This window comes from Sphingomonas sp. DMC6 (assembly GCF_056314225.1).
Map to the genome: position 1 here is coordinate 1 of NZ_JBQUYT010000011.1, position 25,005 is coordinate 25,005.

The window sequence follows — 25,005 nt, forward strand, 5'->3', positions numbered from 1 at the left end:
CAGCAGCTCGACCAGGTGACGCAGCAGAACGCCAGCGCCTCCGAGCAGATCAGCGCCACGTCCGAGGAACTCGCCGCCCAGGCCGAGGAGCTTCAGAACAGCATCGCCTATTTCCGGATCGAATCCGCCGCGAACGGCGTACGCAAGAGCACGGCACGTCCGGCGGCATCAGCGCAGCGCAAGGCCACCCCGGCCAAGGCCGCGCCTGCGCGCGCCGCAGCAAAGCCGACCGCCAAGCCGGGTGCGCGTCCCAAGCCCAACTCGATCGCCGACCAGCAGGCACGCGTGAACGGCTTCGCGCTCGAAATGTCGACCGGTGGCCCGGACGCCGACGACGAGGCCTTTGGAGCACAGGCAGCATGAGCGAGGCGCATGACATCCAGGTGGTGACCTTCGGCCTCGGGGCCGAAGTGTTCGCCGTGCCGGTCACGCTGGTGCGCGAAATTCTCGACTATCGCGAGACGTTCCGCATCCCGAACGGCCCGGACTATCTGCTGGGCCTGACCGATATGCGCGGCCAGGGTGTCACGACCATCGACTTCCGGATGCGGCTGGGCCTGCCTCCGTTCGAGGCGACGCCCGGCACCCGCATTCTGGTAGTCGACGTGCCAGTGGCCGACCGCACCCTGATGCTGGGGCTGGTGGTCGATCGCGTGCTGGAGGTCTGCACCTTCCGCAGCGACCAGCTCGAAGCCGCGCCCGATGTCGGGGTACGCTGGCGCTCCGACTATATCGGCGGCGTGGTGAAACGCGCCGACGGGTTCGTCGTCCTTGTCGATATGAGCCGCATCTTCTCTGCCGAGGAAGCGGTGACCCTAGACCAGCCGGCCGCCCGGGCCGCCTGACCGCTACTTCCGCCTGCCACCCCCCGGGCAGGCGGAAGACCTGTTTGCCGCCGCGATCCCGGATCGCGCGAAGTGATGGAGCAACCTTTGTCCGCAGCAGCCGCCCGATCGCTCCCCCCGCAGCCCGGCCAGGATATGATGAGCACGCGCAATTTCACGCGCGTGGCGGCCTATATCTACGAAACCTCAGGCATCAAGATGCCGGCGAGCAAGAAGACGATGCTGGAGGGACGGCTCCGCCGCCGCCTGCGCGCCTGCGACGTCGACACGCTCGACGGCTATTGCGACTTAGTATTTTCCGGCAATCATCTCGACACCGAAGGCCCGCATCTGATCAATGCGGTGACGACCAACAAGACCGACTTCTTCCGCGAGCCGGCGCATTTCGACTTTCTGGTCGAACAGGCGCTGCCCGAACTGGTCGACAGCGGCGTTCGCAGCGTACGGGTGTGGAGCGCCGCCTGCTCGACGGGCCCGGAGCCCTATACGCTGGCGATGGTGCTCGACGACTATGCCGCACACCATGGCGGCCCGAACTACGGCATCCTCGCCACCGATCTGGACACCGAGGTACTGGCCACGGCCCGTGCCGGCATCTATCCCGCCGAGCTGATCGACCCGGTGCCACCGGCACTGCGCCGCGCCTATGTAATGACGCCGAACGATCCCCGGCGTAGCGAGGTGCGCATGGTACCGCGGCTGCGCAGCGCGATCGGCTTCGCCCAGTTGAACCTGATGGACGACCGCTATCCGGTAGGCTCGGCGATGCACCTGATCTTCTGCCGTAACGTGTTGATCTATTTCGACAAACAAACCCAGCGCAAGGTCGTGTCGCAGCTCGTCGACTGCCTCGCACCAGGCGGCTTCCTGTTCCTCGGCCATTCCGAGAGCATCGCCGGACAGGCGCTGCCGCTGACCCAGGTGGCGAACACCGTTTTCCAGAAGGATCGCGTATGAAGAGTGGTAAGATCCGCGTGCTGGTGGTCGACGATTCGGCCAGCGTCCGGCACACCATGACGGCGATCCTTGAGGAGGATCCCGAAATCACGGTGATGGGCACCGCCAACGACCCGTTCACGGCCGCCCGCCGCATCCAGGAGGAAGTGCCCGACGTCATCACGCTCGACGTCGAGATGCCGCGCATGGACGGCATCACCTTCCTGCGCAAGCTGATGACGCAGTGCCCGGTGCCGGTGGTGATGTGCTCGTCGCTGACCGAGGAAGGCTCCGAAACCCTGCTCCAGGCGATGGAAGCGGGCGCGGTCGACGTGATCCTGAAGCCACGGATCGGCGTGGCCGATCACCTTGCCGAGCATCATCTGCAGATCCGCGACGTCGTGAAGGGCGCCGCGCGGGCACGGGTGCAAGGGCGGCCGGCGCAGCGCTCGGTCATCGCCAGCGGTCCGCCGAAGAAGCTGACCGCCGATGCGGTGCTGCCGCCGCCCAGCGGCAAGGCAATGAGCCGCACCACCGAAATGGTGGTGTGCCTGGGCGCCTCCACCGGCGGCACCGAAGCGCTGCGCGAAGTGCTGGAGGCGCTGCCGGCCAATTCGCCGGGCATCGTCGTCGTCCAGCATATGCCGGAAAATTTCACGCGTGCCTTCGCCAACCGGCTCAACACGCTGTGCGAAGTCGATGTGAAGGAAGCCGTGGACGGCGACCCGGTGCTGCGCGGCCATGTGCTGATCGCCCCCGGCGGCAGCAAGCACATGATGCTGGAGCGGCAGGGCGCGCGCTATCACGTCTCGGTGCGCGAAGGGCCGCTGGTATCGCGCCATCGCCCGTCGGTGGACGTGCTGTTCCGATCGGCGGCGCGCGCAGCCGGATCGAACGCGGTTGGCATCATCATGACCGGCATGGGCGACGACGGGGCACGCGGGCTTCTGGAAATGAAGCAGGCCGGCGCACGCACCTTTGCGCAGGACGAAGCGAGCTCCATCGTGTTCGGCATGCCCAAAGAAGCAATTGCACGGGGGGCGGCGGACAAGGTGATTCCGCTCAACCAGATCGCCCGCGAGCTGCTGGCGGCAACGGCGCGATGAGGCCCTGATGTATATTGCTCCCCTCCCCGAGCCCACGCCGGAATCCGAACTGTCGCTGGCGGAAGTCGAATCGACGCTCGATCGCGTCGCCAGCGGCCTCGACGCGCGCTTCGTTGCGGCGGGGCAGGCGCTCGCCCAGGCCTATTCGATCGTCGAAAATCTGGTGACGGCGCTGGAAGGCGTCACCCAGGCGCTCGGCCGCGACGCCGCCGAAGCGGCGGTGGAGAACATGCGCGCGACCGCCGACCGGCTGGAGCGCCTGCCTGCGGTGCAGGCCGACCGCCAGGCGGCGCTGGTGCGCATCCAGCACAGCGCCAAGCCGCTGCGCGACAGCATCGGCCAGGTCAACCGGACGCTCGACTTCCTTCGTATCTGCGGCCTCAACATCAAGGTCGCCGCCGCCGGAGCCAACGGCTTCTCCGCCTTTGCCGACACAATGTTCGCGCGGCTGGACGTGGGCGAAGGCGAAATGTCCGGCATCGCGGGCGAGATCGACCGGCTGATGGCGGGGATTCCCGCCGTGGTCGCGATCGACCGCCAGCTTGCGCAGGAATGCGCCAAGGTGATCCCGCACGTGCCGCGCAAGCTCGCTGCCGACGCTGCCTCGCTGCAGCAGCATCAGGCAGAGGACGCCACCCGCGCCGCGCAGATCGCCACGGTCGCGCGCGATATTCGCACCAAGGTGGCGACCGCGATCGGCGCCATGCAGATCGGCGACATTACCCGCCAGCGGCTGGAACATGTCGCCGACGGGCTGCGCGCGCTCGCGGCCTGGCGCGAGAGTTGCGGCGAGGCAGACGAAGCGGTGGCGATGCAGGTCACCGGACACATGATTGCCCTGCTCGCGTCGCAGGTGGCCGACACGGTCGATGCCTTCAAGGCGGAATCGCGGGTGCTGACCGGCAGCGTGCGCGGCATTGCCCCCAGCGCGGCGGCACTGCTCGAAATCAAGGCCAAGGGCGATAGCGGGGGCGGCAACGCGCGTGCGAACGACAAGGGCGCCTTCCTCGCCGAACTGGAAAAGAGCGTGGGCGAGATCGCGACCGTCACGGCGCGCCTGCGCGAGGCCGATCTGCGCGCGCACCAGCTCGGCGCCTCGATTTCCGATACGGCCGAGCGGCTGGTCCAGCGGCTGAACACGGTGCACCGGGTCAATCAGGACGTGCACCATATGGCCTGGAACACCGATCTGCGCTGCCACCGCATGGGTACCGACGGGCGCGGACTGGCGATGGTCGCCTCCGAAATCCGCGGCTTTGCCAACACGCTGTCGAGCATATCCGCGACGATCCGCGCGGCGGTGGACGATCTGGCGGTTGCCGTGCAGGCGATCCGCGATCCCGATGGCGATGCCGGTGAGGATGTCGGCGAGGCGCTGCTCGCCTCGCTCGCCTGTATCGGCGACGGCGCGCAGCGGATGCGCGACGGACTGACCGGACTCGACCGCGACGCAGCGACCGTTGTGCAGATCCTGCAGGACACAACCAACCAAATCGACTGCGAGGCGGCCTTTGGCGCCGACCTCGATGCGGCGGTTGCGGCGCTGGCGCTGCTGGGTGCGGCCTGCCCCGAACCTGAGGAAGCCGCAGCCATGGCACTCGGCCCGCTGCTCGACCAGATGGCGCACAGCTACACCATGGCGCGCGAGCGCGAAGTCCACCGCACCTTCGCGATCGGCGGCGGCGAAGAAGCCGCAGGTATCGAAACGGGCAGCGACGACGAGGATGACGACGACGGGCTGTTCTGACCTGGACAGCGCCCGGTCCGCAGCAGCGGCCGCTTGACCCGTTTTGCCGGCCGGGCGATGCCCGGTCGCGAAGCGCGCCCAAAGCGTGCGGCAACAAAGGTCTAGCCCATGCTCTCGTCCCGCGACGCAGCCATTCTCGACATATTGCAGCGCGACAGCGACACGCCGCTCAGCGTGCTGGGCGATAAGGTCCATCTTTCCCCCTCAGCCTGCTCGCGGCGCGTCGCGCACCTGCGCGAGGCAGGCTATATCAAGCGCAACGTTGCGGTGCTCGACCGGGCGCTGGTGCGGCTACCGACCACCATTTTCGTCACAGTCAGCGCGCGGGTGCACAGTGCCGAATGGACCGAGCGCTTCCGCACCGCCGTGGCGCAGATACCGGAGATCATCGAAGTCTACCGGCTGACCGGCAGCATCGACTATCTGCTGAAGATCGTGCTGCCCAGCGTCGACGATTATGACCGCGTATATCGCGCGCTGGTCGAGCGGATCGAAATGAATGTGGTGTGCGCTTCTATCGCAATGGAGACGGTGAAGCACTCCGCGGCGCTGCCGCTGGCATTCGCCGAAGGACGTTTGCCGGTGCACGGTACCGACGGGGATTGAGGCACCCCGACATCCAGATTGCACCATTCTTCCATTCTCCGCTTCATATTTGCAGACTGCGGGCTATACGATGAAATTTTGCAAACCTTCTGCATCCTGCACTTGCTATAATGCCCGAAAGGGAGGCAACAGGTGCATCAGGCAAGACATCGGACGCAGGAAGAGGCAAGGGTCCGTAGCGGTACCCCCACCCGCTGGGCCGATTGGGCGATCGCGCGGATCGAGGCGGACTATACCCGGTCGGCCGACACCCACCTCATTCCGGTCGCGCTGCCCGCGCTGCCGCATATCGCGCTCTACCTGAAGGACGAGAGCAGCCATCCCACCGGCAGCCTGAAGCACCGCCTGGCGCGCTCGCTGTTCCTCTATGCACTCTGTAACGGCTGGATCGGCCAGGGCAGCACTGTGGTGGAAGCCTCGTCGGGATCGACCGCCGTTTCGGAAGCCTATTTTGCGCGGATGCTGGGCCTGCCCTTCGTCGCCGTTATTCCGGCGACGACCGCCGCCGAAAAAATCGCCGCGATCGAGGAGCTGGGCGGCAGGTGCCACAGGGTTACCGATCCCTCCACCGTGTATGGTGAAGCCGAACGGCTCGCCCGCACGCTGGGCGGCCATTATCTCGACCAGTTCACCTATGCCGAGCGCGCGACCGACTGGCGCGGCAACAACAATATCGCCGAGAGCATCTTCGCCCAGATGGCGCGCGAGCCTGCGCCGATTCCCGAATGGATCGTGTGCGGCGCAGGCACCGGCGGCACCTCGGCCACGCTCGGCCGGTTCGTGCGCTATCACCGGCACGCCACGCGAATCTGTGTCGCCGATCCCGAGGCGTCGGTCTTCCACCGCCACTGGCACGACCGCAGCGTGACGACGCAGTGCGGAGTGTGCAGCCGCATCGAGGGCATCGGCCGCCCGCGCGTCGAACCGTCTTTCGTGCCGCAGGTGATCGATCGGATGGAAGTGGTGCCGGACACGGCCTCGATCGCTGCTGCGCGGGTGTTGTCGCGGCATCTGGGCCGCAGCGTCGGCGGCTCGACGGGGACCAACCTGATCGCCTGCGCGCGGCTGATCACCGAAATGGCCGAGGCAGGGGCGAGCGGATCGGTCGTCTCGATCCTGTGCGATTCGGGCGAGCGCTATGCCTCGACCTATTACAACCCGGACTGGCTCGCAGCGAACGGCATCGACACCGCCGACGACGAAGCCCGCGTGAAGGCGTTCCTGACCAACGGCCGGCTGCCGGACTGAGCACCCTCCCGAAATGCAAACGGCCCGGCGGAGAAACTCTCCGCCGGGCCGTTCCTGTTTTCGGGGCCGATCAGAAGCTGAAGCGCAGCCCGCCGTTCAGATTGTAGCTGGCGTTGCTGCCGGCCCGCGCGCTGAAATCCAGCTCGAGGTTCGGCGCCAGCGCTTCCTTCAGGCCCAGCCCGGCAGTCACGCGGTCGCGCGCCAGACCCAGATTCTCGATCGTGAAGCGCGTCGTCTCCACCGCGACATTGCCGGCAACCGGGGTCCGCTCGCGACCCATTTCATGGTCGTAACCCAGCGTCGCATAGCCGACCAGTCGCTGGGTCAGGTTGGTGCCCAGGCTGGCGCTGACGCGGCCGACCCATGCCTGGCGCCGGATGTCCCCCAGCTGCATTAGGTCGAGCGTGCTCGTATTGGCACCCGCTGCGGCGGTTTCGGTGAAACCGTGCAGCACCTGCCACATGCCCAGCACTTCGCCCGACATGTCGAACAACAGCTTGCCGCCCTGGTGATAGGCAAGACCCAGCCCATAGGCCGTGGTCTGGCCCTTCACATCGCCGAACGCTGCGCCGCCGCTGTTCGTGGCGCGGGTGCCGTGGCTGCTGTAATCGCCATAGGAGAAATGGCCGATGATGCGCAGGCGCTGGCGGCCATCGACCGGCACCGACAGGCCGGCGATCACCGAGGATCCGATCGTCTTGTCCTGCAGGTTGGCGCCGGTGACGTTGCCGTCGGCATGGCCATATTGCAGGCTCAATTCGCCCAGCCGGAACTGGTGGGCAAAGCCGATCGTCGCCATGGTGTTGCGGAAGCTGTTGGTGGCATAGCCTGCCCCCTTCTGCCCATCCATGCCGCTACGGGCGATATTGCCGATCGCATAGGTGCGGCCCGGCTCGAGCTGCGCATAGCTCGACATATCGGGCAGGCTGTCGAGCGCTGCCAGCTTCATCTGGTCGACGATGCCGGCATAGGCCTCGGGCGACCAGCGGGCAATGACGGCATCGGTCGAGCCGCCCTGCGCCATCGCACCGGTGACATAGCCCATCAGGTTACCGCCATAATATTGGCTGACCCCGCCCGACGAACCGACCATCAGCGCACCCAGGATCGAGCGGGCATTGGCCGTATCGCCTACCGCCGCCGTGAAGCTCGCCGGCGTATTGCTGCCCAGACCGATCGCCGACCCGGTCGCGATATTGTACAGCACGGCGTTGTTGAAGCCGGTGGTGGAAACCGTCCCGAAGCTGCCGGAGACCTTGCCGGCGCCGAACTTGAACAACTGGATCTGCTGACCAAGCTTGAGTTCAAAGCCATTGCCCTGGTTCGACTTGCTGATCGCCAGCGTCGCGCCCGGATTGATCGTCATCGTGCCAGAAATGATGACCTGATCGTTCCCGCCGACCACCCCGGCACCCGCGGCGCCGTCGATCTGCATCTGCGCAGTCGACGACGCGCCCAGCACCAGGTTGGTGACGGTGAGCAGGCCCGGCGAGTTGCCCGGCGCCAGCGTGCCGTTGGAACCGCTGCCTACCGTGACGGTACCATTGATGGCGCCGTTGCCCGTCAGCGAGCCGCCATTGTTGACGACCAGCCCCTGCGTCGTGAGCGTGCCCAGCTGCGCGCCGTTCGCACCGATGTCGATGCCGTTGCCCAGGTGCAGCACGCCGCCGGTGCTGACGGTGGCGCTGCTGGCATTGGCCGAGCCCGCCAGATTGAGCGTGCCGCCGGCAATGTTCAGCGCCGTGGTCGTGACCGAGCCGGTGCCCGCGACATTCACGGTCGAGCCCGGGTCAACGGCGAAGCTGCCGCTGGTGTTCACCGTGTTGCTGAGCTGGAGCGAACCCGAGCTGACGGCAATGCCGCCCGATCCGGTAATGGTGCCCTGGAAGGTGCCGCCATTGGCCAGGGTGAGCGTGTTCGACCCGGTGTTGAGGGCGCCGGTGCCGGTCAGGCTATGGATCGTCTGCGCGGCCTGCAACGTCAACGTGGCGCCGGTAGCGACGCTGACATTGAGCGCCTTGTCCAGCTCGCCCGCGGTGGCGACGATCACCTGGCCGGCATTGATCGCCAGCGCCGAGGGCGAGAAGCTGTCGACGCCGCCGTTCAGCGTCAGCGTCGCCGCGCCATATTTCAGCACGGCGCCGGTGCCGGTAATCGAACCGGAGAAGGTGCCGTCGGCGGTCTGGTTGAGCACATAGGCGCTCGCATTGGCCAGGCGGATGGTACCGCCGCTACCCGATAGCGATCCCGTGGACAGGCCGTTGCTGACGGTAAGCGTGCCGGCATTCTGTACATAGGCGCCGGCGATGTTGACCAGCCCAGAAGCGGTGATGGTGCCGCTGTTGGTGAGCGTGCCGCCGGTGATGTCCGCCGCCGTGAAGCTGCCGCTGTTGTTGAGGGCACCGCTCACCTGCGTGAGCGCGGTGTTGGTGAGCGTGCCGCTATTGGCGAGCGATCCCGCACCGAAGCCGGCCGTCGACAGCGTGCCGCTGTTCACCGCTGCACCGGAAACCAGCGTCACGGCGCTGTTGGCCAGCGTACCGCCGTTGGTCAGCGAGGCCGCGGAGAGCCCGGCCAGCGTGACATTGCCGCTGTTGCTCGCGCCGTTGGCGACGAGCACCGAACCGGTGGTCGACAGCGCACCCGACTTATCGTTGTTCAGCGAACCCGCGCTGATCCCCGACGCAATGATGCCGCCATTGTTATAGACGGCGCCCGCCGCGACGATCGATCCGGCGGCGGTCACGGTGCCGCCGGTGCCGTTGGTAAGGCTGCCGACGGCATTGCTGCTGCCGTTGAGCGTCAGCGTGCCGGTATTGCCGGCATCCCCCGTGACGTTGAGCGCCGGCCACGCCGTCGCCGTACCGGCATTGGCCAGTGCACCAAGCGTGTTGGTGGCGCCGCTGGCAAGCGTCAGCGTACCGCTGGCGGCGTTGGTGAGCGTGCCGGTGACGGTGAACGGCGCGCGGACCGTCATGGTACCGCTGTTGCCGGCATTGCCGTTGACGGTCAGCGCCGTGAACGTGTCGAATGTGCCCGCATTGCTCAGTCTGGCCAGCGTGGTCGTGCCGGTATTGCCGGCGCCGAGCGTCACGGTGCCGCCCGCCTGGTTGGTCAGCGTGCCGCCCACCGACAGCGTCCCGCCCGAGCCGAGCGTGCCGCTGTTGGTGAAGTCGCCGGCGATCTGCCCGGTCGATCCCGAGGCGAAGGCGATGCGCCCCGCATTGGTGACGGCGCCAGTCGTGGTGAGCGATGCCGTCACCAGCGTGCTGCCGCCGGTCTGATTGGCCAGCGTCGCCATCTTCAGCGCCGCGTCGATCTCCACCGTGCCGCTGTTGGTGACGCTGCGGATCGTGTCGTTCGTCGCCAACAGCATGCCGGCGCCATTGGCCACAGTAACATCGAGGGTATCGGCAAGCGTGCCGCCGCCGGTGGTGTCAATCACGCCGGCACTCACCCGCAGCGGACCGGTGAAGCTGCTGGCGCCGGTCAGGACCAGCCTGCCCGCGCCCTGCTTGGTCAGGCCGCCGGCACCGGTGATCACTCCGTCATATTCGCTGTCCCCCGACTGGTTGAGCACCAGCGTATTGGCAACCGCGCCATTGCCGCCGCCCAGATTCAGCACGCCAGCGCCCGAACCGCCCCACAGGCCCGCGGTGTTGATGGTGCGCGTCGCCGGCGCCTCGGGCGTGCCGTTGCCCAGAATGTTGAGCGTACCACCGCCCACCACCGTGTTGGCGCTCAGGTTCGCCGACAGATTGGTCACGGTCTGGCCGCCGACATAGAGCGTGTCGATCGTCTGGTCGGTAAGCAGGTTGAGCGTCGGCGTGGCGCTGTTGCCAATGCCCCAGCCAGACAGAAACATGTTGCTGCTAAGCGCGTTGGCGCTCGCAACGTTCAGCGTGCCGTCCCCTACCCGGAGATAGGCAGCCGAAACGCTGCCGCTACCGCCCGCCAGCGTCAGCGCGGCCGCGCCCTGCTTGTAGATATTGGCGGCGCTGGTGCCGCCCGTCAGCGGCGCGATCGTGCCGCTATAGGTGCCTTCGCTGGTCTGGTTGATCACCCAACGGCTGGCACCGAGCTGCACCGCGCCGCCTGCCCCCGAGAAGCTGCCGGTCGAAAGCGTCAGGCCGTCGTCCAGGCTGAGCGAGCCGGCATTCTGCACATAGGCGCCGGTAACGGTGAAGCCGTCATGGACAGCGATCGTGCCAGTGTTGGTGAGGCTGCCGAACACGGGTACCGATCCGCGGTTGAGCGTCAGCGTGCCGCTGTTGTTCGCATTGCCGAGAATGGCGAGCGTGCCAGTGGCGGTGAAGATGCCGTTATTCACGAGGCTTGCCAGCTGTGTGCTGCCGCCGCCGTTGAGCGTGGTGGTCGCCCCCGCCTCGTTCGTCATCTGCCCGCCGACCAGCAGCACGCCGCCGGAGGTCACCGAACCGCTATTGTCGAACGCCGCATCGAAGGTTGCGCCTGCCTGGGCAGCAACGGTCATCGTACCCGCGTTGCTGGAGGCGCCGGTCGCATGGAGCAGACCGTTGACTTGCACGGTGCCGCTGCTCTGGTTGGTCAGCGTGGTCAGCGTGAGCGCGGCGTTGATGGTCGCGCTGCCTGCATTGCTCAGCGAGCCCACCGTATCGTTGGTGCCAGCGATGAAGGTGCCGCCCGTGCCGGTGGTGATCGCGAGCGTATCGGCCAGCGTGCCGCCGCCGGTTGTGTCGATGCCCCCGGCATTGATTACCAGCGGGCCGGTGAAGCTGTTGGCGCCGGTCAGCGTCAGCCAGCCATTGCCCTGCTTGGTAAGACCGCCGGCGCCGGAGATAACGCCTGCGAAAACCGTGTTGTCGGTCCGCTGGTTGAGCACCAGTGTGTTGGCGATGGTGCCGTCGGTGCCCCCCAGGTTGAGAATGGCGTGCGATCCGCCCGTCAGGCCCGAGGTGGAGATGGTCCGCGTCACCGGAGCTTCGGGGGTGCCGCCGCCCAGGATGTTCAGTGTACCGTCGGTATAGATATAGGCTGCGGTGGTGAGATCGCCCGACAGGTTGGTAACGGTAGCGCGATCCGTGGCAAGCAACGCAATCGACTGGTCTCCGAGCAGGTTGAGCGTCGGCGTGACGCTATTGCCGCTGCCCTGGACGACCATCGTCAAATTACCGCTGAGCGCATTCGCGTCGACGATGTTGAGCGTGCCGTCATTCACCTGGAACTGCGAGGCGGCGACGCTGCCGGCACCGCCGTTCAGCGTCAGCGCCGCGCTGCCATTTTTGTAGATCGTTGCCGCGCTGGTGCTGCCAGTCTGGGCGGCGATAATGCCGCTGAAGGTGCCGTCGCTGGTCTGGTCGATAGTCCAGACCGTGTTGCCCAGCGCCACCGTGCCCCCGCTACCGGACAGGCTGCCCGTGCCGAAACCGGTGGCATCGTCGACGCTCAACGTTCCGGCATTTTGGACATAGGCCCCGCCCACCGCGAGCGAATAATGGACGTTGACGGTGCCGCTGTTGGTCAGGCTGCCAAAATAGGGGCTGGCCCCGCTGTTCCGGTTGAGCGTCAGCGTACCGCTGTTGTTCACATTGCCGTCGACGACGAAGCTGTTGTTCGACGTCAAGGTGCCGGCATTGGCCAGGCTCGCTAGGTGCGTGCTGCCGCCGCTGGCAAGCGTGGTAGTCGCGCCGGCGCTGTTGGTCATCTGCCCGGCGACGGTCAGCGTACCGGCCGAGGTGAGCGTCCCGCTGTTGCCCAGCGCGGCGTCGAACTGGGCGACGCCCGCGCCGGCGACGGTCAGCATGCCCGCGTTGGTGGAAGCACCCGTCGCGCGGATGCCGCCATTGACTGCAGTCGTGCCGCCACTCTGGTTGGTCAGCGTCGTCACCGTCAGAGCAGCGTTAATCGTGGTGGTGCCGCTGTTGGTGAGCGAGCGGATAAGATCGTTGGTCCCCGCCGTCAGCGTCGCACCCGATTCCACCGTGACGTCCAGCGTGTCGGCCAGCGTGCCGCCGCCGGTGGTGTCGATGCCGCCCGCCTTGATGTCGAGCCCGCCGGTGAAGCTGCTGGCGCCGGTCAGTGTCAGCGTTCCAGTGCCCTGTTTGGTCAGCGACCCTGCGCCGACAAAGGTGCCCGCGTAGCTGCTGTTCCCCGACTGGGCGAGCACCAGCGTGTTGCCCGTGGTGCCGTTCACGCCACCCAGGTTCACGACGCCGGTCGCGCCACCGCCAAAGCCGGCGGTAGTGAGGGTGCGCGTGGCCGCCGCTTCCACCCCAGTCGCGGGCGACAGAGCTCCCAGAATGTTGAGCGTGCCATCATTGCTCACGCTGCCGGAAGCGGTGAGATCGGCGAACTGGTCCCAGATGCCGGCATTGCTGACGCTGGCGACGCTGGCATCGGCCAGCTGGATCAGCGTACCGCCGCTCTGATTCGTCACTGCGCCGCTCACGCTGGTAGTGCCGAACAGGCTGAGCGTACCCGAGTTGGTGATCGACGCTGCGTTCAGACCATGATTGCCGAACGTAGCCGTGCCGGCATTAGTAACGGCGCCCGCAGTAACACTGCCTTGCGCGATGAAGCTGCCTTGCGCGGCGATATTGACGCTGGTGAGCAGCTCCGCACCCCCGAGCACCAAACGGCCGCCATTGACCTGCACTGACCCGCCGTTCACGGCATCCATCAGCCGCCCGCTGGCGGTGCCGTTGGTGGTCGAGACGATGCCGGCATTGACGGTGATGCCAGAGAGGCTGTTCTGCGCTCCCAGCAACAACGAGCCGACATAGCCGGAATCGCCAACCGTCAGTGTGCCGTTGCTGATCGCGCCCCGCATCGTCGCATCGAAGCTGGTAATGCCGTCGGCAGTGCTGCCAGCATTGTGATAGACGGCAATCTGCCCGTTATGCGTGCCGAGACTGATGGCGTTGATGAAGGTCACCTTGCCAGTCGCATCAACGGCATCCGATCCGAACACCAGCGTCGAGCCCGTGTTGACAAAGCCGCCGCTACCCCAGGTGAGCGTCGGGCCATTGCCACCGTTGATCGAGCCCAGATTCACGGTCAGCCCGTCGCTGGTTGCAGCGAAGCCACCGCTGCCGTTCCACGAAATGTTGTTTGCCTGGCTGCCGACCGATCGGGCGAAGGTGCCGCCCGTCAGTATAACGCCGGCGGTGTTGAACGACAGGCTCTGGCCGATCGATCCCGACCCGTCGAGCAGGATATGGCTGAACGGATTGATGCCGACGCCGTCCTGCGTCTCCAGCGTGGCACCCGAAATCTCGGTCGTGCCCGAATAGGTATTGGTGCCGAGGAACTGGACGGTGCCGCCGCCGCCGATATGGATCGACGCACCGTTACCGGCCGCGATCGACGCGGTGCCGATGCTCGACGAGCTGTCGTCGGCGATCGAATCGTAGAAGGTGATGGTGTGGCCCTGGCCAGGGTTCAGCGTGACGGTGGAGCCCGTCATCATGAACAGGTCGCCGCCGGCCGCCTGGCCCGCCGCACCGCCATTGGTGCTCGATCCCGCGATCGCCGCGTTGTTCTGGAAGATCGCGTTGCCGTTGATTGTCAGCGCGCCGCCGCTGCGCACGAAGATCGCGCCGCCATAGCCGGAGCCGCCGCCACCGCCGGTGGTTCCGCTGGAGCCGGTGCCACCGCCAAAGCCGGCCGCGCCACCCGCGCCGTTCGCGCCGTCGACGCTCTGGCCGCCATCGCCGCCCTTGCCGCCGACGCCGCCCGAGCCACCACCGGCGCCGAAGCCGCCGGCGCCGCCACTGCCGCCATTGCCACCGGTGCCACCGTCGGTCTGAGAGAGAGCGCCCGCACCGCCCTTGCCGCCGGTACCGCCTGCACCGCCGCCATAATAATCGGAACCGGCCCCGCCATTACCGCCGACGCCCCCGGCGCCGCCATGGGCCACCGTGCCCTGCGAAAGTGCGACATTCCATGCAACCAGCGCCGCCGTATCGTTCGCCAGCGTCACGCCGTCGACCGCCGCACGCGCGATCTTGATTGCTGATTCGGCGAAATTGGGCGTGAACTGGGCGAGCGCAGCCGAAGCCTCGGCGATGTCGAATCCCAGCGTGAGGCCGTCATTGACAACGGCCAGCGTTGCCGAGGCATTGAACGGCACACCATTGCTGCCATTGCCGCCCACGCCGCCATTGCCGCCGGTACCGTTGGTCCCCGCGCCGCCATTATGCCCGTTATTGCCCGCCGAGCCTTCGCCGTCGGTGAAGATGCCCTTGAAGCTGCTGCCGGAGGCGCCGCTCGACCCGGAGGTGCCGGGGGCAGCCGAGGTCGCAAGGCCGTTCATCGAACCGCCCTTGTTCAGGTTGGCAAGCGCAGCGTTCACAACATAGGTGACCGTGTTGTTCGCGCTGTTGATGCCGGTGATGATGGCGTTATCGGGCACGCCCTGGCCGACAAGAAGACTGCCGACGCTGAGCCCCTGGGTGCTACCCAGATAAACGATATGTGCGCCGCTATCGACCTGCAGCACAGGATTGATCGTCACGATCTCCTTGCTGTTGTTGATCGCCGTCACGCCGTTCGATGCGATCGTGTTGCTCAGCGTAATCTGACTGGTGGTGCGATCGATGCTGAGGATGGTGGTGCCGTCGGGAATCCCCGTGCCGGTGATCGTCTGACCGCTCGCGAGCCCCGTAAGCGAGTTGACCTTCAATACGGCATGGCCGCTGTTCGAGATCAGCGGACTGAACGATGCCTTGATCGAATAAGCCTGGGTAACGTCGATCGCGCTGGACAACGTAATCGTGCCCGTTGCCGGATCGATATTGGTCACCGTCGTGCCGGCGGGAACGCCGTTGCCGGTAACGGTCATGCCCACCTGGAAGCCGGACATCGAAGCAACCGGCGTGATGACGGTGCTGTTGCCGGACGTGGCTGCGTGATAGCGAGACACATCGACCTGCGGTACATTTACCGCATACACGCCACCGGTGAAGTTCCTGTCGATCTGGTAGCCCGATACCTTCGGGTTCGACTGATCGGAGGTATCATAAGTGACGGATGTGATCGTAGCGGTCGTGCCATCCGCCAGATAGACGATCTGCCCCTTCTGGAGCAGCGAGGGATCGGCGCCCGAAGACAGGGTGACCTTGTTGGTGCCGTCGGTGATCAGACCTGCCAGAACGTTCGATGCGCTGAGGGTAACGGGTTGGCTGAAGGACACCTTGTTCAGGCTATTGCCGTTCGAATCCTGCCCGACATTGGTGATCGAGGCGATCGTCCCGCTGATCGGGCCGGTGACGGCGCGGCTGCCGTTGAGGCCGGCGACCGAGACATCGGCCCCGGCGGTGATCAGCGAATTGTCGCCGGTCTGGGTGACGCTGAGCAGGCTGAAGGTAACGACCCCGCCGACATTGGTCATCTGCAGATCGGACGCGCCGAGCGTCGGCCGGAAGATCTGCGCTGCCGATCCATCGGCGGTGGTGCCGGTGACGGTGAACGAGATCGGCGCGACCGAGGAGGTAGCGACGCCGCCGCCCGTGCCGCCCTTCACCGTATTGTTGGCGAAGCTGACATTGGTAAGCGTGAGATTGCCGCCATTGTCGACGAAGAAAACGCCGCCCAGGCCGGCGCCGCCGCCCGAACCCGCCCCACCCTGGGTCGCGAAGTTGGTATAGACGGTCTGGCTGTTCGCATTGCCGAGATTGGCGGTGCTGCCGACGACATTGCTGTTCGCCGATGCCAGCCCGGTGTCGCCGGAAACCACGATGCCGGTGCCGCCATTGCCGTTGATCACGGTCGGCTGCGGCGTGCCGTTCTGGGCAAGTGCCGGTGCCGCCCACAAGGTCAGCGTGCTGACTGCCAAAGCCGAAGTCGAAACCAGCAAACCCCGTCGACGCATCATGAGCTCCCCTTCGATATTTCCAACTTGATCCGCCGGCTCGCCCCTCGAGCCCGCGGCAATGATCTGGTCAGCGGAAATCGACCCCGGCCGGACAGGCGCGCGCGGGCAGGCGGCGACCGCCGGAACTCGTCCGTCCCGAACGGCAACCGCATCACGCGCTGCTGTGCTCTGCCTGGTTCTGCTCGCCGCCCCCCGCCATGCGTGCCGAAACGGCACCTCGGCGCGTCGCCTTCCCCCGGCGGCGCACCTTCATTAGCGGGACGGATGCAGTCGAACCGGCGCCGGGCGCCATATGCGCGGCAGCGGATCGGTCGATTTGAACGAATTTGAGAAGATTTGAGAAGATTCCGCCGGGCGCAGGCGCCTAAAGGATCAGCGCATCCAGCGTCGTCACGGTCGCATGCGCGGCGAACGCACCTGCCATCGGGCGCCCGGCATACTCGCCGAGCGGACGTTGGATCCGCACCGTCTGCCAGCCGCGGCGCCGCGGCGTAACGAAATCCTTCAACGGATTGTCAGCGACATACACCATCTGGTCGGGCGCCACCCCGAGCGCCCGTTCCACCGCCTCGAACGGTCGGTCATGGGGCTTGCGGAACGCAACCCCGAAGCTGTCCGACATGACGATGGCAGCAATCCGCCGGTCCAGCCCGAGCGCGCGGATCTTGGCCGACTGGCTGGCGACCGGGCCGTCGGTGATCATGCCCACAGGCCGATCGGCGGGAAGCCGCGCCAGAAATCGCGCTGCATCCGGGCACAGGGCAATCTCAGGCGCATGGGCGCGATATATTTCGACCAGTTCGGCGATCGAAACTGCCGGGGCACCGCCGAGTACCGCATCGAAAACCGTGTTGCGCAGCCCGCCCTCGAACAAGGCCCAGGCCCGCGCGGCGAAATCCTCCATCACCCCGCTTCGGGCAAGGTGCCGGCCCACTGCCGCGAAGCCGGAGCGGACATAGTCGCGTTCCAGATAAAGGGTATCGTCGAGGTCCAGAACCACTGCCTGCGGGAGGGCGACGGTCACTGGAAGACTTCGCTGTCGTATCGCAGTGCCGTCACGTCCGATCGCCAGTCGTCGCTGGCGGTGCGCGCAAGGCCCAGGACTTCCTCGATCAGCCATTGTGCGAAGCGCCCCCCGGCATGATGCGCCAGGGGATAGCCCCCGCCGAACCGCGCGTTGATTTCGAACACGACCGGCCCGCGCGCCGTCCATATCGCCTGAAAGCAGAATACGCCGCGAACGCCATCGGCGCTGCGCCCGATCTGCCGGGCAATGTCGGTAAGGGCGGCATGGCGTTCGGTGCGCCCCTTGGACATTTCGCCCCCGCGCACCTCGAGGCGGAGATGCGGAATTGCCGCGCGGAAATTGCCTTCCGCGTCGTAGAACACGTTCACCGTGTATTCGGGGCCGTCCAGATATTCCTGGACGATCGCATCCGCAGGAAATGCAAACCCGGCCAGATCGGCATCGGCCCTGAGGATGCGGAGCCCGATCGAGGAGCTGCCGCCGCGCGGCTTGACGATCACCGGCAGGTCGATTTCGGCGAGCGGCTGGGGTGGTGCGATGGTCAGCGGTGTGGCGATGCCGGCCGCACGCAGCCGCTCCGCCGTCTGCTGCTTGTCACGCGCCATGCCGACAAAGTCCGGGCTTGCGATCTGGACGCGCACGCCGGCGGCCGCGAACACATCCGCCGCCAATGCCAGCGGCAGCAATTCGGTATCGATCGTCGGCACGACCAGTTGCACGCCCTCGCGCGCGCACAGATCGAGGAGCGCCGGCACATAATCGGGGTCGGTCGCCCGCGGCACTGCATAGGCCGCGTCCGCCAACGCACAGGCGGCGCTCAGCGCCGGCTTCTGATCGGCAGCGATGATCCGCGCCTTGCGCCCCAGCGCCTGCGCTGCATCGCGAAAGGCGTTGCTGAGCCCGACCCGACGGCCCGCCGAGCAGAGTAGAATCGATATGGTCATCGGCAGGCTATCCTGTCTGTCTGATCTGATGGAATGAAGTCGCTACAGCATCGGGCAAGCGCGGTATGCCGCAGTCCATCGGGCACCAGCGCCTGGGCTTCCTCCGCACGGCCAGCACGCCGCAGCCCGTCCGCATATGCCGCCCGCGCCTTTTCCGAATCCGGCGCCAGCGACACGGCAGCGGCAAGGCGCGGCAAGGCGCCATACACTTCACCGGCATCGAGCAGCACTTCGCCGTACCAAAGCTGGGCCAGGAAGTTTTCCGGCACGAGACGCACCGCTGCATCGAATTCGATGCGGGCCGTGACAAGGTCGTGCCGTGTCCAATAGGCAAGGAAGCCGGCAATGCGGTGCGCGTCGGCGTCGCCCGGTACAAGTCCCAGCGCCCGGGCATCGGCAGCACCGGCAAGCGCCAGCGCGGTCGCGGGAGCAGTAGTGCCTAGCATGCACGCGGTCAGATACGCGTCGGCCAGACCGACAAGCGGTTTGCCGGCGTTCGGATACCGGCGCAGAATCTGTTGATAGCGCCCGATCGCACCATCGACACTGGTCGGGCGCTGGGTGGCCCACAGCGCACGCGCGGCGAGATATTGGTCCTGCCAGCGCGGGTCGGCGCCGTCCACGCTTCGCGCAACGTCAGACGCCAGCGCCCCGCGAACCGCGAGCCACGCGCCCAAACCGCCGAGAAGCAAAAGGATCGCGGCCAGTGCGCCCCACGCGTTCCGCCGTGCAGCACGTGACGGCGAGGGCGCGGGTTGCGGGGTGCTGGCTGCGACCGCCGTTTCAGCCGGCGGATTTGCTTCCCGCTGGCGGAGTTGCCAGCCGTCGAGTTCCCCGGGAAAGGCATAGACGGTCGAACCCTTCGCCGCCTGGACGACGGGCAGCCCCTGATCCTTCGCCCAGCGGATCGCCGTGCTTGGTGCCACCCCCAGATAGCCGCCGATCGATTTCCATCCGCGGATGGTGCGCCGGTCGTTCATGGCCAGAAGTCCTTCGGCACGGCTCAGGCGATGGCAGCAGCATCCGCCGGCGCGAGGCTGGCTTGCGCGAGCACCGCGTCCACGGCTTCACCCATTGCCCGGAGTTGCGCCGGCGTGATCCCCGGGTGGACAAGCAGCATGATGCTGGTTTCGCCCAGCACCTGCGCCACGGGCAACCGCGCTTCGGGCCGCCAGCCGGTGCCTTCGAAAGCCCGCTCCAGATAGACTTCGGAGCAGCCGCCCTGATAGCAGGGGACTCCGCGCGCCGTGATCGCCGCGACGATCCGGTCGCGGCTCCAGCCTTCGCGCAGGCGCTCGGGCCGCACATAGGCATAGAATTTGTAGAAGGCATGGATGCCGTCGCCCGCATCCAGCAAGGGCAGGCGCAGGCAGCCTTCAGGGCCGGTATGCGGTGCCATTGCATCCGCGAGTGCCGCCGCATTGGCACGACGTGCCGCTGTCCACTCGCCCATCCGCGCGAGCTGGATGCGGCCGATTGCGCCCTGAATCTCCGTCATCCGCCAGTTGGTGCCGAAGCCTTCGTGCACCCAGCGAAACCCCGCCGGATGGCGCCGCTCGTACACCGCCTCCCACGCCTTGCCATGGTCCTTGAACGACCACATGCGCGACCACAATGCCGGGTCGCTGGTGGTCACCATGCCGCCTTCGCCGCCGGTCGTCATGATCTTGTCCTGGCAGAAGGACCAGGCGCCGACATGGCCGATCGATCCGACGCTGCGTCCCTTGTAACGGGCGCCATGCGCCTGGGCGCAATCCTCGATCACGGCGAAGCCATGGGTTTCGGCGAGCGCCATGATCGGGTCCATGTCGGCAGGCCAGCCGGCCATATGCACGACGATCACGGCGCGCGTAGCCGGCGTCACCTTTTCGGCGATCGTCTCCGCACTGAGATTGCCGCTGTCGGGATCGACATCGGCAAACACCGGAATCGCCCCTGCGTTTACGACACAGGAGGCGGAGGCGATGAAGGTGCGCGGCGTGACGATCACTTCGTCGCCGGCACCGATGCCCAGCCCGTTCAGCGCCAGGTCGAGCGCCACCGTACCGTTGGCGAGCGCAATAGCGTGCGAGGTGCCGCACCAGTCCGCGAATTCACGCTCGAACTGGCGGCACTGGTCGCCGGTCCAGTAATTGACGCGGTTGGAGCGCAGCACGGCGGCGACCGCCTCGATCTCCTCGGGCGTGTAGGCGGGCCAGGGCGGCAGGCTGGTGTCGAGCATGATATCCCCTTGCAAGACGAGGTGCGCTGCGAGTGCGCACAGCGGTACCGGCACGCGCGCGCCGGCGTTGGAATGGCGGAGGTTTCGGGAGCGATCTGGAGGCCGGCGGCAGCACGCCGCGATCAGGCTTGCCGTTCCTGCTCCGGTTCACCCGTGAACACGGGCATTGTCGCGTGGCCGTCGGAAGCGATGCCCTGGCGCAGCAGCACCTTGGCCACCGTCTGCCACAATATCTTGAGGTCGAGCAGGAAGGTCCGATGCGTCACGTACCAGCTGTCGAGCGCGAACTTGGCCTCCCAGCTCAGCGCATTGCGGCCGCTCACCTGCGCCAGCCCGGTAAGCCCCGGCCGCACCGCATGGCGACGCGCCTGTTCGGGGGTGTAGAGCGGCAGATAGTCCATCAGCAGCGGCCTCGGCCCCACCAGGCTCATCTCGCCGCGGACGATGTTGATCAGCTCGGGCAGTTCGTCGAGGCTGGAAGCGCGCAGGAAGCGGCCGAACGGCGTGAGCCGCTGTTCGTCTGGCAGGCGGTTCCCCTCGGCATCGACCGCGTCCAGCATCGTGCGGAACTTGATGATCTCGAACGGCGCGCCGTTACGCCCGGCGCGGATCTGACGGAACAATATCGGCCGGCCGAGCCGGATGCGGACCAGCAGCGCAACCCCCAGCAGGATCGGACTGAACAGCACCAGCGCCGCCAATGCGGCGACAAGGTCGAAGGCACGCTTCATCGCACCGCCCTCCGCGATCCGGAACGTTGCTGAATCAATGCCCATTGCTGGTGCCATTTCTCTTGTGGCGAAGGATAGACGGCGGCGAAGCGGCGATGCCCGGCCTCAACCAGCTGCGTCGCCAGCCCCGGCTCTTCGACCAGCCGGGCGACGGCCGCCGCAAGACTGGCCGCATCGACGGGATCGAAATAGAGCGCTGCCGCGCCGCACGCCTCGTGCGCATAGTCGCGATCCGAGGCGAGTACCGGGCGGGCGGCACAGAACGCCTCGGGAAACACGGCGGTCGAGGATTCGATCAGGCTGGGGCAGAGAATGGCGTTGGCCTTCAGGTAGCGCGCGGCAATGGCGGCATTGTCCACCACGCCGGCAGTCGTGCACATCGCTTCTACGCCAAGTGCCGCCGCCCGTGCCGCAATCCGTCTCCAGCCGGGTCCGCGCGGATCGAGCGTGAAGACGAAGGTCACGTCGGCGCGGCCGATCCGCGCGAGATGCACCGCCGCTTCGGGCACGACATCCAGATTCTTGTGCGGATAATCGGCCGCCGGCACGAAGATGTGGAAACCGCCATCCTCGGGCGGTGCACTGCCCAGCGCGGCGCATTGCCGCAAAAAGGCGGGGCTGTAGCTGTTGCCCACCACGGCGATCCGGTCCTCGGATATGCGCGCGGCCCGGGCGAGCTTGCGGCGCACCGTTTCGGTTTCGACGACGATATGATCGGCATGGTGCCGCAGGCAGAAGAACCAGATCCGGTTCTGCATCCAGTGTCGCAGGCGGGCGACCGGGCCTGCCCCCAGCGACTGGATATCGGGATGGAGCATCAGCCCGCGCGCGAAGCCTTGCAGATTGGGCGTGCGCGAACGCCATAGCGTGGGGCCGAACACCGTGAAGGCGAAGTCCGGCTGCCAGCGTGCTTCCAGCCGACGCATCTGACGGGCCCGCACCCACTGGTTGGCGCTCAGCGTATCGCCCACCACGGCGATGTCGCCGATCTGCTGGCGCTGGCTGTCCGGCAACTGGGCGTGGAGCTGCGCCGAGCTGGCGAGTTGCACATCGATGCCGCTCGTGCGCAGCGCATTGTCGATCACGGCAAGGCCGACCTGGATCCCGCCGCCTACCTGCAGCTGGGTGCAATCCAGCATCAGGCGCATGACGGCGCCCCGTTGTTACCGGCAGCAAAAGCAGCCCCGGCGACCCGCCAGGGCGGGATGGGCGCGGGTGTGCCAAGGTCCGAGCAGGCGAGAATGTCGAGCAGATAGCTGGCGCCCGCCGGCCCGGTCACGCAATGGGCCCAGGAAGCAAGACAGCCGCGCCGCTCCGGCGATTGCTTGCCGCGCGCGACTGCCCAGCGGAGCGCCCGGTACAGGTCGCTGCGGCGGCCTGCGCGGAACAGCGCCGCAGCGCCGCTCGCCAGGGCAATGCCCCCCGCGCCGCAGCAATCGCTGCAGATCACGCCGGTGCCGGCGATCAGCGCTTCGTTGACCACCGCGCCCCAGCCATCGTGCCGGCTGGGGAGAATCAGATAGTCAGCGGCGGCCATGATGGCGGGAATGTCGCCGATCGCCCGCTGGCCCAGCCAGTTTACCCGGCTGCCGAGCCGCGCATGCGCCTGGGCGGACAGGCTGGCCTCGAGCGGGCCGGTGCCCACCACCGTCAGGCGGTAGCGCACGCCGGCAAGCGCGGTGAGGGCGGCGATCAGCAGCGGCAGGCATTTGCGGCGGATCATCTGGCCGACGAACAGAAATTCGATCGTATCGTCTGCCTCGCGCCGCGCGGTATGCGCCCGGGACGAAGGCGGCAGGAAATAGGCGAACTCGAAAATCCGGTCGCCCGGCGCGCCGCAGGAGCGCAGCCAGGCCGGCAGGCGATACCCGGCGGCGAGGAAGCCCTTCACATGCGGCGCCCAGCGCCGGAGCAGCAAATGATAGAGGATCCGTCGGGCCAATCCGCCCAGGCCGCGGTTCTCGACGGTTTCCAGCCAGATCCAGAGCCGGGCGCGGCGTCGGGCCAGTTCGGCAAGCGCAACCGGCAGCAGGCCATTGCCGCGAAGCCCGGAGACGATGTGCACCGCATCCAGCGGACAGGTCGCCGCCGTGCGCTGCATGACTCCGGGGTCGGACGCATCGACGTGGCGGACGGGGTGGAGATCGGGATCCTCCCAGCCCAGCCGCCGGCGATCCGCGTCCATCTGCGCGCACGACACCAGCGTGACTTCGATGCCCCGGCCGGCGAGCTGGCGCATCAGATCGACGGTATGCGGAGAGACATAGCGTTGCCAGAACCAGATGCGCTGGATCGGCTGCGCCGGTTGCGCGGTCATAACGGGGCTACCTTCTTGTGTTCTGTGTGAGGGCGAAGCGAGGGGAAGACTGCGGAGCGGGCCAGCGCCACGGGCGGCGCGAGGAACGGTGCGCGCAGGCGGGCCTGCGCCCAGATCGCCGTCCACAGCACCAGATTGGCGTTCATCGTCCCGAAGAACACGGCGGGTTCGACCATCGACACGACAAAGCCGCACAGGATGACGGGGGCAAAATCATAGCGCGCGCCGGCATCGCCTGCCGTTTCGCCCTGCCGTCGCGGCAACGTGATGGCCGCAAGCCGCGCGGTCAGCAGCGTGAGGGGCAACAGCATCAGCAGCCCGGATTCGGCCAGTAGCCGCAGGAAGACATTGTGGATCTGGAGATAGACGATCGAGTCGAGCCACAGCTTCGCGCCCTCCACGCCCACCCCGAAGGCGGGACTGTCACGCAGGGCCTCCCAGCCGAGCCGGTAGGTATCGAACCGCCCCGAACTGATCGCATCCACCTGCTCGCCGATGCTGTGCCCCTCACCCATGTCGCGCATCAGCTTGTCGGCGATGGCGCCGCTGCTGTCGGCGCTGATCGCACCGACGACGAGCACGCCGATCGCACCGAACAGGCACAGCTTGGCCACAAGCGGTGCGCGCCACTGGGTGACGATGAACAGGATGGTACCGGCCAGGATCGCCATCAGCCCCCCCCGCGCGCCGGTGACGGCGATGCTGAGCACGCCCGCGACCATCGCCAGGAACAGCAGGAACGTCGCCCGGGGGCCGCGGAAGAAGCTGGCGCCGTTCAGCGCCAGCAGCATCATGGTTGCGGTCGATGCCGCAGTGCCCCAGCCGGTCCGCGATCCGGCAAAGCCGCCGGTAAGAACGCTGGCCGCCGTATCGCCAAAGGCCAGGCTCTCATAATCAGGCCTGCCGAACGCCGCCGGCGCAAGCAGATTGGGCAGAACGCCGAGCGCGGCGCCCGCCGGGTAAAGGATGAAGGGCAGGAACAGCCACATCGAGCGGCGGAACAGCACCAGCGCCGGCCCGGTCTGCTCCACGGGAATGCGCGACAGGGCATAGAGCCAGATCAGCGGGCCGATGAACTGGCCCGCGGCAGCATAGGCCCCCTGCCCCCCGGCGACAATCACGCCAGACAGTGCTGCGGCCAGCATGCAGGCGAATACCGGCGTCAGGATGGCCCGGGTGTCGCGGCTCGGCTGGGCCGGCGACAACAGCGCCAGCAGCACGATGCCGCCATAGACAAGGATTTTTGCGGCCGCGATCAGCTCATAGGGCACGCCCGGCACCCAGACGATACCGGACAGAGGCAGATAGAGGGCCACACCATAAAGCTGGAGTTGCGCGACCAGGCGGCCGCGCCCTCCGATCCCGGATACGCTGGGAGACATGGATTTTACTGCCTTGGAGGGAGAAAGGGGTAACGGCCTGAG

The 25,005-nt window shown here is 66.9% G+C and carries 15 protein-coding genes and 1 pseudogene; 7 read left to right on the top strand and 9 right to left on the bottom strand.

Features of this window, described 5'->3' with window-relative positions:
* From ACT53M_RS17995 to ACT53M_RS18025, 7 genes and pseudogenes are all read left to right on the top strand, one after another.
* A pseudogene (locus ACT53M_RS17995) lies at window positions 1–363 on the top strand (methyl-accepting chemotaxis protein); the annotation flags it as partial.
* A complete protein-coding gene (locus tag ACT53M_RS18000; protein ID WP_476235142.1) occupies window positions 360–845 on the top strand; it encodes a chemotaxis protein CheW in 486 nt (161 codons plus the stop codon). The pseudogene ACT53M_RS17995 and the gene ACT53M_RS18000, both read left to right, overlap by 4 nt.
* 138 nt (window positions 846–983) lie before the next feature.
* Window positions 984–1,802 carry a CheR family methyltransferase gene (locus ACT53M_RS18005; RefSeq protein ID WP_476235143.1) on the top strand — a complete coding sequence of 273 codons (819 nt, stop codon included), beginning with the start codon at window positions 984–986 and terminating at the stop codon, window positions 1,800–1,802.
* Window positions 1,799–2,887 (top strand): protein-glutamate methylesterase/protein-glutamine glutaminase, encoded by a 1,089-nt coding sequence (locus ACT53M_RS18010; protein WP_476235145.1) that lies wholly within the window; start codon window positions 1,799–1,801, stop codon window positions 2,885–2,887. The genes ACT53M_RS18005 and ACT53M_RS18010 overlap by 4 nt, the downstream gene beginning before the upstream one ends.
* 7 nt (window positions 2,888–2,894) lie before the next feature.
* Complete coding sequence (locus ACT53M_RS18015) at window positions 2,895–4,634, top strand: hypothetical protein (RefSeq protein ID WP_476235146.1); 1,740 nt, start codon at window positions 2,895–2,897, stop codon at window positions 4,632–4,634.
* A 108-nt stretch (window positions 4,635–4,742) separates the two neighbouring features.
* The gene (locus ACT53M_RS18020; protein WP_476235148.1) at window positions 4,743–5,240 is read left to right on the top strand and encodes an Lrp/AsnC family transcriptional regulator; all 498 of its coding nucleotides are present in this window, start codon (window positions 4,743–4,745) and stop codon (window positions 5,238–5,240) included.
* Between the two features lie 132 nt (window positions 5,241–5,372).
* On the top strand, window positions 5,373–6,488 hold the full coding sequence (locus ACT53M_RS18025) for a PLP-dependent cysteine synthase family protein (protein WP_476235150.1): 1,116 nt from the start codon (window positions 5,373–5,375) through the stop codon (window positions 6,486–6,488).
* A 70-nt stretch (window positions 6,489–6,558) separates the two neighbouring features.
* On the opposite strand, the gene ACT53M_RS18030 is transcribed toward ACT53M_RS18025, so the two are convergent.
* From ACT53M_RS18030 to ACT53M_RS18070, 9 genes are all read right to left on the bottom strand, one after another.
* Window positions 6,559–16,341 carry an autotransporter-associated beta strand repeat-containing protein gene (locus tag ACT53M_RS18030; RefSeq protein ID WP_476235152.1) on the bottom strand — a complete coding sequence of 3,261 codons (9,783 nt, stop codon included), beginning with the start codon at window positions 16,339–16,341 and terminating at the stop codon, window positions 6,559–6,561.
* A 364-nt stretch (window positions 16,342–16,705) separates the two neighbouring features.
* Window positions 16,706–17,365, bottom strand: a complete 660-nt coding sequence (locus tag ACT53M_RS18035) for an HAD family hydrolase (protein WP_476235154.1) — start codon at window positions 17,363–17,365, stop codon at window positions 16,706–16,708.
* Window positions 17,362–18,312 carry an ATP-grasp domain-containing protein gene (locus tag ACT53M_RS18040; RefSeq protein ID WP_476235156.1) on the bottom strand — a complete coding sequence of 317 codons (951 nt, stop codon included), beginning with the start codon at window positions 18,310–18,312 and terminating at the stop codon, window positions 17,362–17,364. Before ACT53M_RS18040 ends, ACT53M_RS18035 begins: the two co-directional genes overlap by 4 nt.
* On the bottom strand, window positions 18,309–19,292 hold the full coding sequence (locus tag ACT53M_RS18045) for a hypothetical protein (protein WP_476235158.1): 984 nt from the start codon (window positions 19,290–19,292) through the stop codon (window positions 18,309–18,311). Before ACT53M_RS18045 ends, ACT53M_RS18040 begins: the two co-directional genes overlap by 4 nt.
* Window positions 19,293–19,315: 23 nt before the next feature.
* Window positions 19,316–20,533, bottom strand: a complete 1,218-nt coding sequence (locus ACT53M_RS18050; RefSeq protein ID WP_476235160.1) for a DegT/DnrJ/EryC1/StrS family aminotransferase — start codon at window positions 20,531–20,533, stop codon at window positions 19,316–19,318.
* 122 nt (window positions 20,534–20,655) lie between these two features.
* The gene (locus tag ACT53M_RS18055; protein WP_476235161.1) at window positions 20,656–21,264 is read right to left on the bottom strand and encodes a sugar transferase; all 609 of its coding nucleotides are present in this window, start codon (window positions 21,262–21,264) and stop codon (window positions 20,656–20,658) included.
* Window positions 21,261–22,412, bottom strand: coding sequence for a glycosyltransferase (locus ACT53M_RS18060; RefSeq protein ID WP_476235162.1), 1,152 nt, complete (start codon window positions 22,410–22,412; stop codon window positions 21,261–21,263). The genes ACT53M_RS18055 and ACT53M_RS18060 overlap by 4 nt, the downstream gene beginning before the upstream one ends.
* Window positions 22,403–23,581, bottom strand: a complete 1,179-nt coding sequence (locus ACT53M_RS18065; RefSeq protein WP_476235164.1) for a glycosyltransferase family 4 protein — start codon at window positions 23,579–23,581, stop codon at window positions 22,403–22,405. Before ACT53M_RS18065 ends, ACT53M_RS18060 begins: the two co-directional genes overlap by 10 nt.
* Entirely contained in the window at window positions 23,578–24,963 is a 1,386-nt protein-coding gene (locus ACT53M_RS18070; protein WP_476235165.1) for an O-antigen ligase family protein, read from the bottom strand. Before ACT53M_RS18070 ends, ACT53M_RS18065 begins: the two co-directional genes overlap by 4 nt.
* Window positions 24,964–25,005 lie beyond the last annotated feature (42 nt).